The sequence below is a fragment of the Corynebacterium sp. ACRPF genome, assembly GCF_022347395.1.
In the GTDB taxonomy this organism is placed as follows: Bacteria; Actinomycetota; Actinomycetes; order Mycobacteriales; family Mycobacteriaceae; genus Corynebacterium; species Corynebacterium tuberculostearicum_D.
This window is the reverse complement of record NZ_JAKRNB010000009.1, coordinates 90,327-106,123: the sequence shown is the minus strand read 5'-3', so window position 1 is coordinate 106,123 and position 15,797 is coordinate 90,327. Positions and strand designations below refer to the sequence as shown.

General features: G+C 61.7%; 14 protein-coding genes. 2 read left to right on the top strand and 12 right to left on the bottom strand.

The window, feature by feature from the left end:
• Positions 1-42 precede the first annotated feature (42 nt).
• The 8 genes from secA to MHX61_RS05850 form a co-directional block, all read right to left on the bottom strand.
• Positions 43-2,628 (bottom strand): preprotein translocase subunit SecA, encoded by a 2,586-nt coding sequence (gene secA / locus MHX61_RS05885; protein WP_239193483.1) that lies wholly within the window; start codon positions 2,626-2,628, stop codon positions 43-45.
• 225 nt (positions 2,629-2,853) lie between these two features.
• On the bottom strand, positions 2,854-3,498 hold the full coding sequence (gene hpf, locus MHX61_RS05880) for a ribosome hibernation-promoting factor, HPF/YfiA family (RefSeq protein WP_204609920.1): 645 nt from the start codon (positions 3,496-3,498) through the stop codon (positions 2,854-2,856).
• Between the two features lie 144 nt (positions 3,499-3,642).
• Positions 3,643-4,182, bottom strand: a complete 540-nt coding sequence (locus MHX61_RS05875; RefSeq protein ID WP_239193481.1) for a ComF family protein — start codon at positions 4,180-4,182, stop codon at positions 3,643-3,645.
• Between the two features lie 122 nt (positions 4,183-4,304).
• On the bottom strand, positions 4,305-6,038 hold the full coding sequence (gene lpqB, locus MHX61_RS05870) for an MtrAB system accessory lipoprotein LpqB (protein WP_239193479.1): 1,734 nt from the start codon (positions 6,036-6,038) through the stop codon (positions 4,305-4,307).
• Positions 6,039-6,040: 2 nt separating this feature from the next.
• Positions 6,041-7,819: an MtrAB system histidine kinase MtrB gene (gene mtrB / locus MHX61_RS05865; RefSeq protein ID WP_255717580.1), complete on the bottom strand. Its 1,779-nt coding sequence runs from the start codon at positions 7,817-7,819 to the stop codon at positions 6,041-6,043.
• 68 nt (positions 7,820-7,887) lie between these two features.
• Positions 7,888-8,580 (bottom strand): MtrAB system response regulator MtrA, encoded by a 693-nt coding sequence (gene mtrA, locus MHX61_RS05860; protein ID WP_005322406.1) that lies wholly within the window; start codon positions 8,578-8,580, stop codon positions 7,888-7,890.
• A gap of 3 nt (positions 8,581-8,583) precedes the next feature.
• The gene (locus MHX61_RS05855) at positions 8,584-9,198 is read right to left on the bottom strand and encodes a dTMP kinase (RefSeq protein WP_239193477.1); all 615 of its coding nucleotides are present in this window, start codon (positions 9,196-9,198) and stop codon (positions 8,584-8,586) included.
• Between the two features lie 81 nt (positions 9,199-9,279).
• Complete coding sequence (locus MHX61_RS05850) at positions 9,280-9,633, bottom strand: DUF4259 domain-containing protein (RefSeq protein WP_179387511.1); 354 nt, start codon at positions 9,631-9,633, stop codon at positions 9,280-9,282.
• Between the two features lie 247 nt (positions 9,634-9,880).
• Here MHX61_RS05850 and MHX61_RS05845 point away from each other — a divergent pair, with 247 nt between their 5' ends.
• Entirely contained in the window at positions 9,881-10,669 is a 789-nt protein-coding gene (locus MHX61_RS05845; RefSeq protein WP_239193475.1) for a hypothetical protein, read from the top strand.
• 242 nt (positions 10,670-10,911) lie between these two features.
• Here the strand turns inward: MHX61_RS05845 and manA are convergent, their stop codons facing one another.
• Positions 10,912-12,141 carry a mannose-6-phosphate isomerase, class I gene (gene manA, locus MHX61_RS05840; protein WP_239193473.1) on the bottom strand — a complete coding sequence of 410 codons (1,230 nt, stop codon included), beginning with the start codon at positions 12,139-12,141 and terminating at the stop codon, positions 10,912-10,914.
• 6 nt (positions 12,142-12,147) lie between these two features.
• Positions 12,148-13,170 carry an exopolyphosphatase gene (locus MHX61_RS05835; protein ID WP_239193471.1) on the bottom strand — a complete coding sequence of 341 codons (1,023 nt, stop codon included), beginning with the start codon at positions 13,168-13,170 and terminating at the stop codon, positions 12,148-12,150.
• 41 nt (positions 13,171-13,211) lie between these two features.
• Here MHX61_RS05835 and cobA point away from each other — a divergent pair, with 41 nt between their 5' ends.
• Positions 13,212-13,949, top strand: a complete 738-nt coding sequence (gene cobA, locus MHX61_RS05830; protein ID WP_239193469.1) for a uroporphyrinogen-III C-methyltransferase — start codon at positions 13,212-13,214, stop codon at positions 13,947-13,949.
• 107 nt (positions 13,950-14,056) lie between these two features.
• Here the strand turns inward: cobA and MHX61_RS05825 are convergent, their stop codons facing one another.
• The gene (locus MHX61_RS05825; protein WP_239193467.1) at positions 14,057-15,106 is read right to left on the bottom strand and encodes a sulfite exporter TauE/SafE family protein; all 1,050 of its coding nucleotides are present in this window, start codon (positions 15,104-15,106) and stop codon (positions 14,057-14,059) included.
• Positions 15,100-15,786 carry a sirohydrochlorin chelatase gene (locus tag MHX61_RS05820; protein WP_239193465.1) on the bottom strand — a complete coding sequence of 229 codons (687 nt, stop codon included), beginning with the start codon at positions 15,784-15,786 and terminating at the stop codon, positions 15,100-15,102. The genes MHX61_RS05825 and MHX61_RS05820 overlap by 7 nt, the downstream gene beginning before the upstream one ends.
• Positions 15,787-15,797: the final 11 nt, after the last annotated feature.

Sequence of the window (15,797 nt, the reverse complement as noted above, 5' to 3'; positions counted from 1 at the left end):
CGCTGCTACCGCTTCCGGCAACGGTGAGGGCACCGTAGAGGCCTAGGCCTCTACGGTGCCCTCACCGTTGCCGGAAGCGGTAGCAGCGGATTCGCCGGCCTGCTCCTCTTCCTGCTGCTTGAACTGCTTGCGCAGCATAAACAGCTGGCGGACGGTCTCTTCCTTCACGCCATCGTTCATGGCGTTGAACATCTCGCCGCCCTCCTTCTGGTACTCCACCAGCGGATCGCGCTGCGCCATCGCGCGCAGGCCGATGCCCTCCTTGAGGTAGTCCATCTCATAGAGGTGCTCGCGCCACTTCTGGTCGATGATAGGCAGGATGACCATGCGCTCGGTATTGCGCATCTGCTGCTCGCCGCCAATGGCGGTCACAGACTCTTCGAGCTTGTCGTACTCATTATTGGCGTCCTGCACCAGGGCGTCGCGAAGCTGCTCAGCAGAAAGCTCACCCGGGGAACCATATTCGGAGCCTTCCACCAGCTCCTCATGGGAAATGGTGGGGCCGTAGAGGGAATCCAGCGCATTCCACAGCGCGTCCAAATCCCAGTCCTCCACATAGCCGGTGGCGGTAGCGCCAGCGACATAAGCGGACACGGTGTCATCGATCATGCCGCGAATATTGTCCTGAATATCGCCGGCATCAAGGATGTCGTGTCGGGTAGCGTAGACCACCTTGCGCTGCTCGTTGAGCACCTCGTCGTACTTAAGGACGTTTTTACGCATCTCAAAGTTCTGGTTCTCCACCTGCGCCTGGGCGCCCTTGATGGAGTTGGAGACCATCTTGGCCTCGATGGGGACATCGTCCGGCACGTTGAGGCGGTTCATCATGTTTTCCATGGACTGGCCCACGAAGCGCACCATCAACTCGTCGCGCATGGACAGGTAGAAGCGGGTCTCACCCGGGTCACCCTGGCGGCCGGTACGACCACGCAGCTGGTTATCAATGCGGCGGGACTCGTGACGCTCGGTACCCAGTACGTAGAGGCCACCGGCCTCGCGCACCTGGTCACCCAGTTTCTTAGAGCGCTCCCTCTCGGAATCGATTTCTGCTTCCCAGGCCTCCTGGTACTTCTCTTCATCCTCGAATGGGTCTAGGCCGCGCTCGCGCAGCTTCTCATCGAGGATGACCTCGGGGTTACCACCGAGCACGATATCGGTACCACGGCCGGCCATATTGGTAGCCACGGTGACGGTGCCGGGGCGGCCCGCACGGGCGATGATCTGACCCTCTTCTTCGTGGTGCTTAGCGTTGAGCACGTTGTGCTTAATGCCGCGCTTAGACAGCAGCTGGGACAGGTACTCGGAGCGCTCCACGGAGGTGGTACCGACCAGAACCGGCTGGCCGGACTCGACGTGATCGGCAATATCGTCCACTACGGCGGCGAACTTAGCGTCCTGCGTCTTGTAGATGCGGTCAGAGTGATCGGCACGCTGATTCGGCTTATTGGTAGGAATAGGCACCACATCCAGGCCATAGATGGAGTGTAGCTCGGCAGCCTCGGTTTCTGCCGTACCGGTCATGCCGGAGATCTTCTCGTACAGGCGGAAGTAGTTCTGCAGGGTAACGGTAGCCAGGGTCTGGTTCTCGTTCTTGATCTCCACCTGCTCCTTGGCCTCAATGGCCTGGTGCATGCCCTCGTTGTAGCGGCGTCCGGCCAGCACGCGGCCGGTGAAGCCGTCCACGATCATGACTTCGCCATTGCGAACGATGTAGTCCTTGTCGCGGGTGAACAGCTCCTTGGCCTTCAGGGCGTTGTTCAGGTAGGACACCAGCTGGGAGTGCTCGGGGGCGTAGAGGTTATCGATGCCGAGCTGATCCTCGACGTATTCCACGCCCTCTTCCAGCACGCCGATGGTGCGCTTCTTGTGGTCCACCTCGTAGTGGATACCCTCGCGCATACGCGGGGCCAGCTGGGCGAAGACGCCGTAGAACTGGGAGGAACCATCTACCGGGCCGGAGATGATGAGCGGGGTACGGGCTTCATCGATAAGAATCGAGTCAACCTCGTCCACGATGCAGAAGTTGTGGCCGCGCTGCACCACATCGTTGAGGGAGCGGACCATGTTATCGCGCAGGTAGTCAAAGCCCAGCTCGTTATTGGTGCCGTAGGTAATGTCGCAATCGTAGGCAGCCTTGCGCTCTGGTGGGCGCATCTCGGACAGGATGACGCCCACGGACAGGCCGAGCCAGCGGTGAACACGGCCCATCATCTCAGCATCGCGCTTTGCCAAGTAATCGTTAACGGTCACGATGTGGACACCCTTGCCATCAAGGGCATTGAGGTAGGCCGGCAGCAGCGAGGTCAGGGTCTTGCCCTCACCGGTGCGCATCTCGGCGACGTTGCCGAAGTGCAGGGCCGCACCGCCCATGATCTGCACGCGGTAGTGCTTCTGATCGAGGACACGCCAGGCAGCCTCACGGACGGTGGCAAAGGCCTCGAGCAAGATGTCATTCATCTCTTCGCCGTCTCGCAGGCGAGTCTTAAACTCGTCGGTCTTTGCCTTAAGTTCGTCGTCCGAAAGCTCCGCGTACTTATCCTCAAGGGCAATTACATCGTCTGCCATTTTGCCCAGGCGCTTGACCGTACGGCCCTCGCCCGCGCGCAGCAGCTTGGAAAGTCCAAACACGGTTAGTTAGTCCTTCTAGTCGCGACAATAAAGTTAACTCGTCGCTATTGTACTCACTCGCTTTCACAAAGCATCTCCCGCCTAGCACATAGGGCAGGCGCACAGCCTCCGTTCAGCCTGTATATCCCCCGCAACCTGCTTGCCGACGCCCCCTCCCCTAACCACACATTCGACCCCGCTGCATACTCGCAGCAGGGTCGTTAGCTAAGAGAAGTATGAGCTCCTTTAAGCTTCAGCGTCTTCCGATAGGGAGATAATGCCGTAGTCGTAGGCGTGGCGGCGATAAACCACGGACGGCTTATTGTTCTCCTCGTTGATAAAGAGGAAGAAGTCGTGGCCCACCAGCTCCATCTCGCTCAAGGCATCATCCACGCTCATCGGGGTAGCCGGGTGCTCCTTGGTGCGCACGATCTGGCCGGGTCGAACGTCCTCCACGGTCTCAGCATAAGGGTCAACGTAGCGCTCTTCCTTTGCGCGCTCAGCCTCGGCCTGCGCAACCATTTCAGCGGCAATCTCGCCGGTGCCCTTCTGCGCGCGGTGACCGCTCTTGACGTTTTCGCGGCGCACCTTCACCTTGCGCAGGGAGCGCTCCATCTTGCCCAATGCGGTTTCGAGCGCTGCGTAAAAGGAATCTTCCTTGGCTTCAGCGCGGGCGATATGCCCCTTGCCCGTAGCGGTGATCTGGATGCGCTCCGCCTCGGAGTCACGGCGCGGGTTCGGCTCGTGCTGTAGCTCCACGTGGAAGAAGGTCAGGGTGGGGTCAAGGCGTTCAATCTTGGCCAGCTTGTCATTAACTCGCTCTTGGAAGTGATCGGGGACCTCGACGTTGCGGCCCGTAATCGTTACCTGAGCTTTGTTCGGCTGGGACATTGAGATGCCTCCCTTGAGTAGTGGGGACTAGAATTAATCACAGTAACTATCTCTCTGTGACACTCCTCATGATAGCACTGGTTATGACCTTTGCGGGAGATTTTTAGGCAACTCCCCTACCTCGAGGGTGGGCACCACCCCTATCTAGGCATCAGCAAAGACCAATGCCCCACAGACTTCTACACCCGTGGCCTGCAGGGCGGCGATGCTGGCGGCGAGGGTGGCGCCGGTGGTAATGACGTCGTCGGCAAGCAGCGCAGGCGCCTGAGCAATAGGCACGCGCACGCGGACTCGGCCCTGCAGGTTTGCCCACCTATCCTGCGCGTTGAGCTCGGACTGGTCCGCGGTGGACTGGCCCATAGTAAGCGCCGCGCACACGCCCACACGCTGGTGCTGCGCCGCGGCGTGACACACAGCGGACACCGGATCTCCGCCGCGTGCCCGCGCCGAACGCGGCCGAGTAGGCGCGGGCACGAGGGTGAACTCGCGCGGGATATCGCCGCGGGCACTCAGATGGGCCAGCCCGGCCGCGAAGACGGCCCCCACATACTCGCGAACCGGCCGATTGCCTCGCTCCTTCATGCCAATAATGATGCGGCGGCGAATATCGGAATAGGGGCCGAGAGCATAGACGGGCGCGCCCAGCGGCCGAGGCCGGGCCACCATGTAGGGCGGCTGCCGCAAGTGATCGCGGCACTGTGGGCACAAAACCTCGCCCGGCGCGCCGCACCCAGCGCACGCACGCGGAAAAATAAGCTCCCCCAAGCCCATAATCGCCTCTCCCAGCCGCGCAGACCCTCTGGCGGCTAATTAGAAACAATAGGGGAAGAACGCCGGCCCTGCAGGCCGGAGACCTCGCGCCAGTTGGTTTCGTCCATGACGGTGGAAGGAAGCTCAAACATGGCGTGCGAATCAGTAATAAAGAGCTTGGTAGGCGAGGTTGCTACCGCCACCACAGGGGCGGTGATATTGCCGGTAGGCATGGTCGAAGCCGAGGAACCATCCTGCTCAATGCGCCATACGGGCGACTGGCTCGAGGAAGTGCCAACGATGAGCGAGCCATCCGCATTCCAGTCCAGCGAAAGTGCCGAGCCGGATACTTCGGGGCCTACCTCGCGGGCGTTGACGATGCGCTCATCACCGCTGCTGGATTGAGCAACGGCCGCGATGTACACGTGGCCATCAATAATCATGGCCACGCGCGCACCGCTATGGGACAAGCGGATAACGGAGATTTCGCCCTCAATATCGTCGATGCTGCGGGCATCCACCTCGGATTCGGAGATGCGGCCTGTAGTCTTGGAGCGCACCACGCGCACGATGCGATCACCATCGACCACGGTCCAGGCGGCTTGCCCGTTGTACTCGAAGGTCGGTCGTGCCAGTGTGGGGCCGTCCACCGAATCCTGCAGCTGGCCGTCAAGCTCGCCTATCTGCAGCGAGAAGTCATTATTAGACTTGCGGCGCACGGCCGCAACGAGGCCGCTATCGGCAACATCTACGGATTGCACGTCACCGCTGCTGCCCAACGTGGATTTCACGTGCTCGGCCACACCATCGTCTACCTCGAGCAGGTTGCCCTCATTGAGGGCGTAAAGCTTAGACAAAGAGGTGCTTCTTTCCTGCGGGTTATAGTCCGCAAAGTCATCCACGCTCAGGCTATCCATGCCCTCCACCAAGTCACCGCCATCGGCTTTGACCTTAAAGGGACCGGTATGGCCGGCTTCCGTAAGCGTCCACACCAACTGGGCCGCAAAGAGCGTGCGATCATGGGAGTCCAGGTCAGCAAGGCCCTCGAATTGGTAGCCCTGTTCGGGGTCATAGCCAGCGAAGGTGACATTCTCCCCCGCTGCCCGGCGGGTAGCGGGCGCAATGCTAGCTGAAGGTCCCTCCATCAACAGCGTAAGGAGCGTCGACTCCGATTGTTCGCCGCCCTTGTACAGCCAGCGGCGGTCTGGAACCAGCACATAGTTGCTCTGCTTAAAGAAGTACAGCGATTGCGGGGTGTAGTGATTGCGCATTTCATTGCGCTCCATTACTACTCCGGCCGGCAAGCCATCGACGCGCCATCTATCGTCTTGCATCTTCATGTAGATGACGGCCTCGTAGCCCTCATTTTCCGGCACGTACGCACCGCCGGTTTTCAGGCGGCCGATGATGGTGCCGCGCACTGTGAAGGCGCGCTCATTATCCCTCGAGCTTTGCTTACTAGCGGGCGCGGTAACGATGTCCAAGCTATCGACCACCATCACATCGCCGCTGGCGTCCCAGGCTTCGCGGGCGTTATCAGTCAGAAAGCCGCGCGCGACCTCATGATCGTTTCCCGGCACGGCGGAAGCCTGGTAGAAATCGCGCAACGTCAAGTCCGGGTCATCGCCGGGTTGCGGTGCAATGACTTCTTCCGGGCCATCCTCTTGCTGTTGGTAGGTACCGACCACCTGCGGACTGGTGTTTTTCGGCAGGGTGGAACAACCACTGACAAAAAGCACGGCCGCTGCGGTGCCGACAACTGCGGTCTTGTGATACTTCGCTCTCAACACGCTTATTTCCTCCTGCCCTCAAAGTCCGGGGCCTTATAGGCGCGCCTGTCCGGAGCGGCCGCGCCGCGGTTAAGCTCACGTTCCGAAGGCCAGAGGATGCCATCGCCTTCTACCTCACCATCGGTGTCCCTGTCACTCTTCTCGACGTGCAGTGAGCTCATGCCGGATGAAATGGCCGGCGTTACAGAGGCGGGCCCGGCATCCAGCTCGGCGGCGCCAGTGTCCTGTGCTTCTGTAGCTTCAGCATCGGGTTCTGCCAGCTCACTACCATCCGCAGTGCTGGTGACGGGTGCGCCGGGAATCTCCACAGCGATGGGAGCCTCGCCCACCTCGGCATTCGGGGTGCGTGGAATAATGAGGCGGAAGCGAGAACCAAATCCCTCGTAACCGGTGGCATCTAGCGTGCCGCCGTGCAGGACGGCATCCTCGCGGGCGATAGCCAGGCCCAAACCGGTGCCGCCAGAATGGCGTTTGCGGGAAGAATCCGCACGCCAGAAGCGGTTGAATACCAGCTCTTCCTGGCCAGGTTTTAAGCCTACGCCATGGTCCGTAACGGTAACGCCCACCGCAGCGTCCGTGGCTGCGACGTCTACCGCCACTGGATTGCCCTCCGAGTGGTCAATGGCATTGGCCAGAAGGTTGCGCAAGATCCGCTCAAGGCGGCGGGAATCGGCCTCGACTCCGATGCGCTCCTCCGGCAGGTTGAGCTGGACTTCCACGTCGAGCTCGCGGGCCAAATGCTCCACCTGCCCGTAGGCCGCCTCCACACACGAGCGCAGATCAATGGCTGCCGTAGACAAATCCGCCACACCAGCATCGTGGCGAGAAATCTCCAGCAAGTCCGCGAGCAATTCCTCGAAACGATCGAGCTCACTAGACATCAGGCGGGAAGCTCGCTGGGCGCCGTGCGGCAAGCTATCACTTTCGGCCTCAATCATGTCCGCGGCCATGCGCACGGTGGTCAATGGGGTGCGCAGCTCATGGGAGACGTCAGAAGTAAACTGCCGCTGCAAATCGCCGTACTCCTCCAGCTGTGCAATTTGGGAGGAAAGCTTATCGGCCATGTTATTGAAAGATGCGGCCAAGCGACCCATCTCATCATCGCTATCGACGGCCATGCGCTCCTTCAAATGACCCGCCGCCAAGCGCTGCGCAATGCGCGAGGCCGAGCGAATTGGCGTAATTACCTGCTGGGTGGCTAGCCAGGCAATGCCCACCAGCAACACCACGACCACCACGCCGGCAGCCGAAAGCAGGCCGCGCATCAGCGCCATGGTGGATTCTTCCGATTCCATGGACAACGCCAGGTAGACCTGCGTATGGGGAATATCGGTATCGGTAGGCGTGCCTACTAGCAAGGCGTTGTAGTGATCACCATTTTCGCGCGGCGCTGGGAAATACTGCTGCGCAATCTGGCCTTTATCCACCATCTCGCGCAGCTGATCCGGTACGGGAAAATCCTCGGGCGAAGTGGTAACAGAGCCATCCTGGTTTTCCACCACGATGACCGGCTCGTAGACCGTCTGGGCGTCGCCCTGCTGGGCGGAGAGCTGGCCCAACGCAGCGCGAGCGGAATTAATGCGTACCTGGACGGAGTTAGCAGAACTGGTGGCATCGATCTGCTGTTCCACGGCCGTGCGGGCACGCTCCAGCTCCTGTTGGGCTACGTCTTCCTTCTGGCTGACCAGGCGCTGGGTAAGCACGGACACCAGCGCGTAGGCCAAGATGATCATGACCACCGAGGAGGCGACCAAAATCATGCCAATGACGCGCGCCTGCAAAGAGGTGCGCCACGTTGTAATGAAGGCGTCTCGAATGCGCCTTAGACGCTCAATGATGCCGATGGTCCTTACTCCCCGGCGCCGGCCTTGCCGGTCTTATACCCCACGCCGCGCACGGTCAGCACAATCTGCGGGTCTTCCGGATCGTGCTCGATTTTGGCGCGCAGGCGCTGCACGTGCACGTTAACCAGGCGCGTATCAGAGGCATTGCGATAGCCCCACACGGATTCCAGCAGCGATTCACGCGTATGCACCTGGCCTGGGCGGCGCGCCATCTCCAGCAGCAGGTCAAACTCAAGCGGGGTCAGGTTCAGCTCGGTGCCATCGGTGCGGCGCACGGTATGCTCCGGCACATCAATGACAAGGTCCGCAACCTCCAGGATTTCAGATTCCGCAGAATCGGTGCGGCGCAGGCGCGCACGGATGCGGGCGATGAGCTCCTTGGGCTTGAATGGCTTGGTGATGTAATCATCCGCGCCGGATTCAAGGCCGAGTACCACATCAACCGTATCGGTCTTGGCGGTCAGCATAACGATGGGCACGGAGGATTCACGGCGAATGGCACGGCAAATATCTACGCCATTCATGCCCGGAAGCATGAGGTCCAGCAGGATGAGATCCGGCTCGTGCTGCTCAAAGGCAGGCACGGCATCATTGCCATCCATGACCGGAATGGGCTTGAGTCCCTCGGACTCGAGCACAATGGTCAGCATCTCTGAGATGGCCGGATCGTCATCGACAACCAAAATCTTGGGCGCCACGTTTCATTCTCCTACAAGGTCTTTTATCGCTGAAATAATAGTATCCGCATCGGCAGTAGCGATCCAGCGTCCACCCCAGCCCGCATCTGCCAAGCGCCGGTAGGCTGCGGCGGTGCGTTCTTGCAACCCGCCATCGCGTTCGTAGCGGTCGCGTTCCCGGCTGGCGTCTGCCTGGGCTCGTGCCTGCGCTCTTTCCGACGCCACCTCTACCGCCGTATCCAAATACACCTGCAGGTCTGCCTGCGGCAGGCCGAGGGTGCCAAATTCCAGATCGTGCACCCACTCCATCACCGCATCGTCTTCGAGCCGCGCCGCCGAATACGCCGCATTGGAGGCCACGTAACGATCCAATAGCACCACGGTGTCGGATTCCTTGGCGCGCTGCAGCTGGTCCTTGACGCCATAGCGATCCAACGCGAATAGCGTCGCCATGGCATAAGCCGAATCCGTGAGGTCGCCCATCTTTCCGTAGAGCGCCTTTTGCGCTAGTTGCGCGTGAATCGAATCTGCATAGCGCGGAAAGGCAATAACCTCTACGGGCCGGTCCAACGACTCCTTGAGTGCGGAGACCAACGTATTTTTACCGGCACCGTCGATGCCTTCGATGCTGATCAGCATAGGTGTGGGCTATCTTCCCTTCTGTTATTTCACCCGCGGGGCCGCTTTCGCGCGGCCGCTGCCGCGGGCAGCAGGATCGACTTAGGACAGGGCCTCAATGAAAGGCTCGAGGTCATATTCTTCCTCGACGTTTTCGAGCACCTCGAGGGCATTTTCCGTCAAGGTCTCGCTGCCAGAGCCCACCAGTTCCCTAATATAGGGGTAGTCTTCGACAACTTCGCCCGCACTAAAGGGCGCACCAGCCCAAATGGCAGCAATGGTGGCCGCCGCTTGAGCATTCTGTTCCTCTTCCTCGCTGAGTTTTGGCTTGCTGTGTGCGACCTCGCAGGCATCCTCGACGGCGCGAATTACCCCTTCTTCATCGAGGTTTGCCATCTCGTCCAAGAAATCCACGTTGAGGTCCGTGCTGAAAATATTTTCGTCCCAAGTACTCACTTTTTGACTCCTTCGGTGCTTTCAGCGCCATTTATACACGCTTTCTTGGTGAAAGAAAGCAGATAATGAAAAGGTTTGCATGGCTTTCTACGCCCGTGAACTGCCCTTTTGTTTACTTATCACAGAATTGCGACGCCGTCGCAATGTTTCCCAAACATGATAGTCTCGTTACCAACTTGTTACCGGGGCGCCGTATCGCCCTCCCCCTTGGGCTGTAACGGCCCGCCTCATAGAAAGGACAGCCACGATGAAGCCAGATTCGCGCCGCGTCTACGTGTTCATTGTGGCCGGACTGATCGCCGCGGTCGTCGTCGGAGTCGCCGTCTGGCGCATGAGCTCGCCAAGCGCCAACTATTCCAATGCCGCGGATCAGTCCGCGACCACCTCCGTCTCCCCGACCCACACCGCAGCCGAGGAGACCACCACTTCTTCAACGGACCGCTCCCCCTCGAAGAAGCACTCCTCGCGCACCACGACATCAACTGCCTCGTCCGGTGATGCCAAGCACCAGCAGCCGCACAACAACGATCCGTTTCTCGCCCCTAATGCGGTAGTGCGCCCACAGGCAGCAACCCAGCCCACCAAGGTCTACCGTCCAGAAAACATCTCCCCGCAGGGCACCGCCTCGCAGGGCAATACCACCACCCAGGGTGGTCAGGGCACCGGCCAGGGCAATCAGCGTCTAACGCCTGATTACCCGAGCAACCAGAACGGCTCGCAGGCTACTGGTGCCCCGCAGAGCAACCAGGGCGGCACCACCCCGCCGGCCACCACTGGTCCGTCCACTCCACAGCCCTCACCTGAGGCGCCTGCCGCGCAAGATAACTCGGGCAAGAATTCCGACGCCCCGGCCCATGAACCAGCTGGCACGGAGCGACCCGAGGCCGAGAAGGCGGAGCAGAAACAGCTCACCGACCATGCCGCTGCAGAGCGATCTTCCGCCGATCAGAACCAGGAGCCTACCGACTTGGTGCCAACTAAGCAGGCACCGGCCACGGCCCAGCAGGCTCCGAGGGAAGCAGCGCCTACGCGCTAATTCGGAGCCGGTTCTCGGCGTAGACGAACAAAACAAGCACGTTCCCTCGATTTTAAAGGCAGAAATCGGGGAAACGTGCTTGTTTTGTATGCGCTGGAATGCGGTAGTTACGACGCAACCACAATGTGCGCCAAAAATTGGGCGGAGCAGACCGCAACGCGGCCGTAATGAAGACTGAAAAGCACGCTTCGCCTGAAACCGGAGGACGGCGGCGAAGCGTGCTTGTGTGGGTTAAACGCGGACTAGGCGCGGGCGACGAAGAGGTCGGCGGCGTCGGATTCCGCCGTAGCGGTAACGAGACCCTCGGAGGCTGGCAGCCAGACGGCCTGGCCTGGGGTCGCGGTGAGGGTCTTGCCCCCAGCATCGGTAAAGGTTACGGAACCTGCGGTACACAGGGCGATGGTCGGGCCATCGTAATCAAGATCCACAGAAGACGAACCGGTAAGCTCCACGCGATCCAGCAGGAATTCCTCGATGGGTACTGGGTAGGACCATGCGGCGGCATCGTGGACATTGTCTTGGGCGGACTTATCTTGTTGCTGCACACGCGGCTCATCGGCAGCGGCGTACGTCAAGACCTTGACCAATTCTGGAACGTCCACGAACTTAGGCGTCAGGCCACCGCGCAACACGTTATCGGAGTTCGCCATGATCTCCACGCCGAGGCCCGAGACATAGGCGTGAAGCTGACCGGCATCCAAGTAGACGGCCTCACCGGGCGAGAGCTCGATGTGGTTGAGTAGCAATGCGCCCAGCACACCGATATCGCCTGGGTAGCGCTGGTTGAGATCCAGCACCGTGGACATGACGCGGGACTTCCAATCGGCTGGGTCGGCGGCGATCAGGCGCTCGCCAGCGGCAACAATGGCGGAAATGAGCTCCTTGCGCTTGGCAGACGGAATGGTAATCCATGTGGTGAAAAGGACGCGCAGGTTGGCGGACTCGGTGGTTGCCGAAGGGTCGTCGTCAAGCATGGCAACGTAGTGGTCCAGCTCCGGGCACTCGAGGGCGGCAAAAAGCTCGCGGGTGCGCGCCAAGGGGCGGAAGCCGGCCATGGCATAGAAATCCGTGAGCGCGACAATGAGCTCGGGCTTGTGATTATCGTCCTTGTAATTGCGATTAGACGCGGTGAGCTCGATGCCGGCGGCGTTTTCGCGGGCAAAGCCCTCTTCCGCCTGCGCCTTTGACGGGTGGGCCTGCAAGGACAGCGGCTCCTCGGCCGCAAGCACCTTGAGCAGGAAGGGCAGGCGCTCGCCGTACTCGGCAGAAACGCGGCCACCTAGCTGTCCTGCCGGATCCTCGGCAATAACCTCATTGAGCAGGCGGCCATCCACCGTGGAAGGGTCGCCGGGGTGGGCGCCGAACCACAGCTCTGCGACGGGCTTGTCGGAATCGGGCTGGCCCTGCAGGTGCGGGATAAGGGTACGCGAGCCCCAGGAATAATTGCGAGTGGCGCTGTCCAACAGCTGCATGTGTTTCTATCCTTTAGAAATCTCGTAGGCGGTCGCGGCAAAACTCCGCGTAATAAGCTGCAGTGAGCGGGCAAGATGCCCCATGCCCGGTTCCGGGTCGATGCTGCGGACTGCAAGCGAGTTGGGCAGGTTCGCCTCTTCCTGCCCCCAGAAAACTACCTTCAAGGGTACCAAAGCGCCCTCAGCACCATCGCCATCAATAAAGGGGTCAAAGAAGAGATCAGTGGCCGGGGAACTATCAGAATCCCGGTCGAGCGCGTGACGCAATTCGGCCGGGTCCACATAAGCGCTCGGCAGGCCGTGTACGGCCCAGATGGTCGCAGCCATGCGGGCCACGAGGGCGTCGAGCTGCACGTGCTCGCGACGTTCCGAATAGGAGTACGGGTCGAGCACGCAGGAATGGATGATGCGGGCGCCGTCGATAAACTCGCGCAGTTGGCGGCCCGGATTGGTAGTGGCATCGCGCTCGGGAGAAAGCTGGGCGAGCTCGCGGTCCACGGCCGCAGCGAGGTCCTCAAGGGTCTCCTTCACCGCGGTCGGGCCCTGATAGAGCAGGCAGCACAGCGCATGCAGGGCGGCAATGCTGCGCGCGGGCGAGCTACCCTCGGCCGTCGGCAAGCAAGGTGCGACGAGCGTATCCTCCGGGCAGTCCTCCACCAGCGGGCCCTTAGCCGGTCCGATGAGCAGGGTGGTGGCACCGCGCTGGCTGGCAGTTATGAGGGCGCGCGACGCCCAGTCGCACTCGCTGGGCTCGCCGACGACCACGACCAGGTCCAGCGCCCCCACGTAGCGCGGGAGCGATTCGGTCACCACAATTGGGATCCGCAGCGGCTCGGCTAGGCCAACTCCCAGGTGGGCGGCCTGGCGGGCAATCGCGTCGGTGGGAATAATGACAAGCGAGCGGGGATTGAGCCCGCTGAGCGCCTCGCCCCAGCGCTCCACTTCTCCGGCCACCAGGCGGATTTGGGCGCCTTCGTGCGCCACATCAAAAAAGCGCACGGTTTCGGCATCATAATTACCGGTATCCATGTGGCCCAAGCATAGTCGGGCGCCCACTAAGATGAAGTCCTATGACTTCCGCACAGATCCATCCTGTAACCCTGATTGGCGGCGGCCCCGGCGCGTGGGACCTCATTACCGTGCGCGGCATGCGTGCCCTGCAGGATGCAGAGGTTATCCTTGCCGATCACCTGGGACCTACGGCGCAGCTCGATAAGCTGTGTGATATTTCTTCCAAAGAGCTTATTGACGTCTCTAAGCTCCCCTATAAGAAGTCAATCTCGCAGGAAAAGATCAACGAGCTGCTCATCGAGCACGCCCGTGCCGGCCGCAAGGTGGCCCGCCTTAAGGGGGGCGATCCCTTCGTCTTTGGGCGCGGCTTTGAAGAGGTGCAAGCGCTGGCGGAAGCGTCTATTCCCACCACGGTCATTCCGGGCGTGACCTCAGCCATTTCCGTACCTGCGGCCGTCGGAATCCCAGTAACCCAGCGCGGCATCGTCCACGGATTCACGGTGGTTTCCGGCCACCTTCCGCCCGGCCATGAAAAGTCCTTGGTGGACTGGGCAGCGCTTGCCCGCTCTGGCGCCACGCTGGCTGTCATCATGGGCGTGAAGAATGCCCCGGCGATTGCCAATGTGCTTATCGACGCCTCCCTCTCCCCCTCCACTCCCTGCGCCATCATCCAAGAGGGCACGCTTTCTACCGAGCGCGCCTACCGTTGCACCTTGGGCACCCTTGCGCAGACGATGGCCGAGCACGAGATCTCCGCGCCGGCGGTCTACGTCATCGGCGAGGTTGCCGGGCTGTAGCACCCCCTCGAGGCCTTCAGGGTCCGCGAGGCCAACTTGTGGCCGCGCTCTACCCCACCGCAGTTGGGGTTTAGCCCGTATCGTGGCCAAAGGTCGCGGCAGAAGGGCTACGCGCGGTCAGCGGCGGGGCTTTCGGGCGCCTTATCCTGCACGATGGTTACGGCAGACCTGCGCGAACCGTGGACGCGGTAGGCGGCAGCGACGCGCTCCGGATAATCCGGGGCATGGAAATCCGCGTGGGCGGCTTCCTCAGCGTTTTCGGCTTCCAATTCCGCCGCACGCGCACGCCTGGTGCGCAACGCGCCACGAATGGTGGCTGCAACGCCAGCCGCGACCACGACCGCGATGGCAACGGGGGTAACTGCTGCAGGCACTGCCCAGCCAAAGTACGTCTCGGCACCGCCGATCACCTTGCTGATGTTCAGGCCCACGATGGCGGTGCCCACCAGTCCGCCGAGTAGGATCGGGTTGATGCGGGAGATGAGCCACGCGGCGATGGGCGCGGTGATAGCGCCGCCGATGAGCAGGGCAATAACTGCGGCCAAGTTGGCGACGATATCGTGCCAGAGACCGACGATAAAGCCCGCGGTAGCGCCGAAGGTCACCAGGAACTCAGCGGCGTTGACCGTACCCACGATGCGGCGCGGCTGCTCGCGGCCGATGGCCATGAGCGTGGAAGTCGACACCGGGCCCCAACCGCCGCCACCGGTGGAATCGACGAATCCGCCCACAAGGCCCAGTCCGGCCAGAAACGGCGTGGAGTGGGTGCGCTTATAGGCGGAGCCACGGCGGCGCGGTTGGGAGAAACGCCAAATGAGGTTCGCGCCGATGCCGACCAGGATGAGTGCGGTCACCGGCGCGGCCGCCGCGGTGGAGATATTCGACAACAACGTAGCGCCCAAAAAGGCGGCGATCCCGCCCGGCACGCCGAGACGGACCACGGTTTTCCAATCCACGTTGCCAAAGCGCGCGTGGCTCAATCCAGAAATGGCCGTGGTACCAAGCTCGGCGGTATGAACGACGGCCGAGGCCTGCGCGGGGCCAAGGCCGGCAAGAAGCAGCATCGTGGTGGACGTGACGCCAAAGCCCATGCCGATGCCACCGTCCACGAGGTTGGCGGCCGCACCGGCGAGCGCGATGAGGATGAGGGTTAGCATGGCACGAACACCTCTTGTGCGGCGCAGCGGGCGTGGTGAAAGCGGTCTGCGACGAGGCCCGCGAGGTCGGTTCCTAGCGGGCGGTCGACGGTTGCGGGAACGCCCGCCAGCCGGTCCAGGAGCAGGCCCTCGGTCACGAAGAGCGGAATCACGCGCACGCGAGAGGGGTCTTGATGCTCGCGGCACAGGGACACGATCCCTTCGCGACCACCGCGAGTGGCGAATTCCACCGCCGTAGGTACGCCGGTGAGCGCGAAGGTGCGGTGGGCGAGCTCACGGATGGCATCGTTCGCCGCAGTATCGGAGGACCCAACGGAGTAGATGACCACATGGGCATCGCCAGGCCGGGTACGGGAGGCGAGCACGCGGGCGAGGTCCTCGCCGGTGCCGAGCCCAGGGGCGAGGTGGAGGGAAAGGTGGGAGGTTTGGGCGGCGTCGGCAAGCGTGCGCGGGACGTCCACGCGCTGGTGGTAGCCCTGGGTAAAAAGCAGCGGAACTACAACGGTCTCGGTCTCCCCGAGCTGGGCGAGCTCGAGCGCGGCCGTGGTGAGGTCGGGCTCGTTGAATTCCAGGTGCGCCGCGCGGGCTGGTCGCAGACCCGTGGCCTGGGTCAAACGCTCAATGCCGGCCGCGGCGCCCGGGTGCCGCGAACCGTGGGACAGGGTAATAAGTGCGGGCATGGGGCGCATCC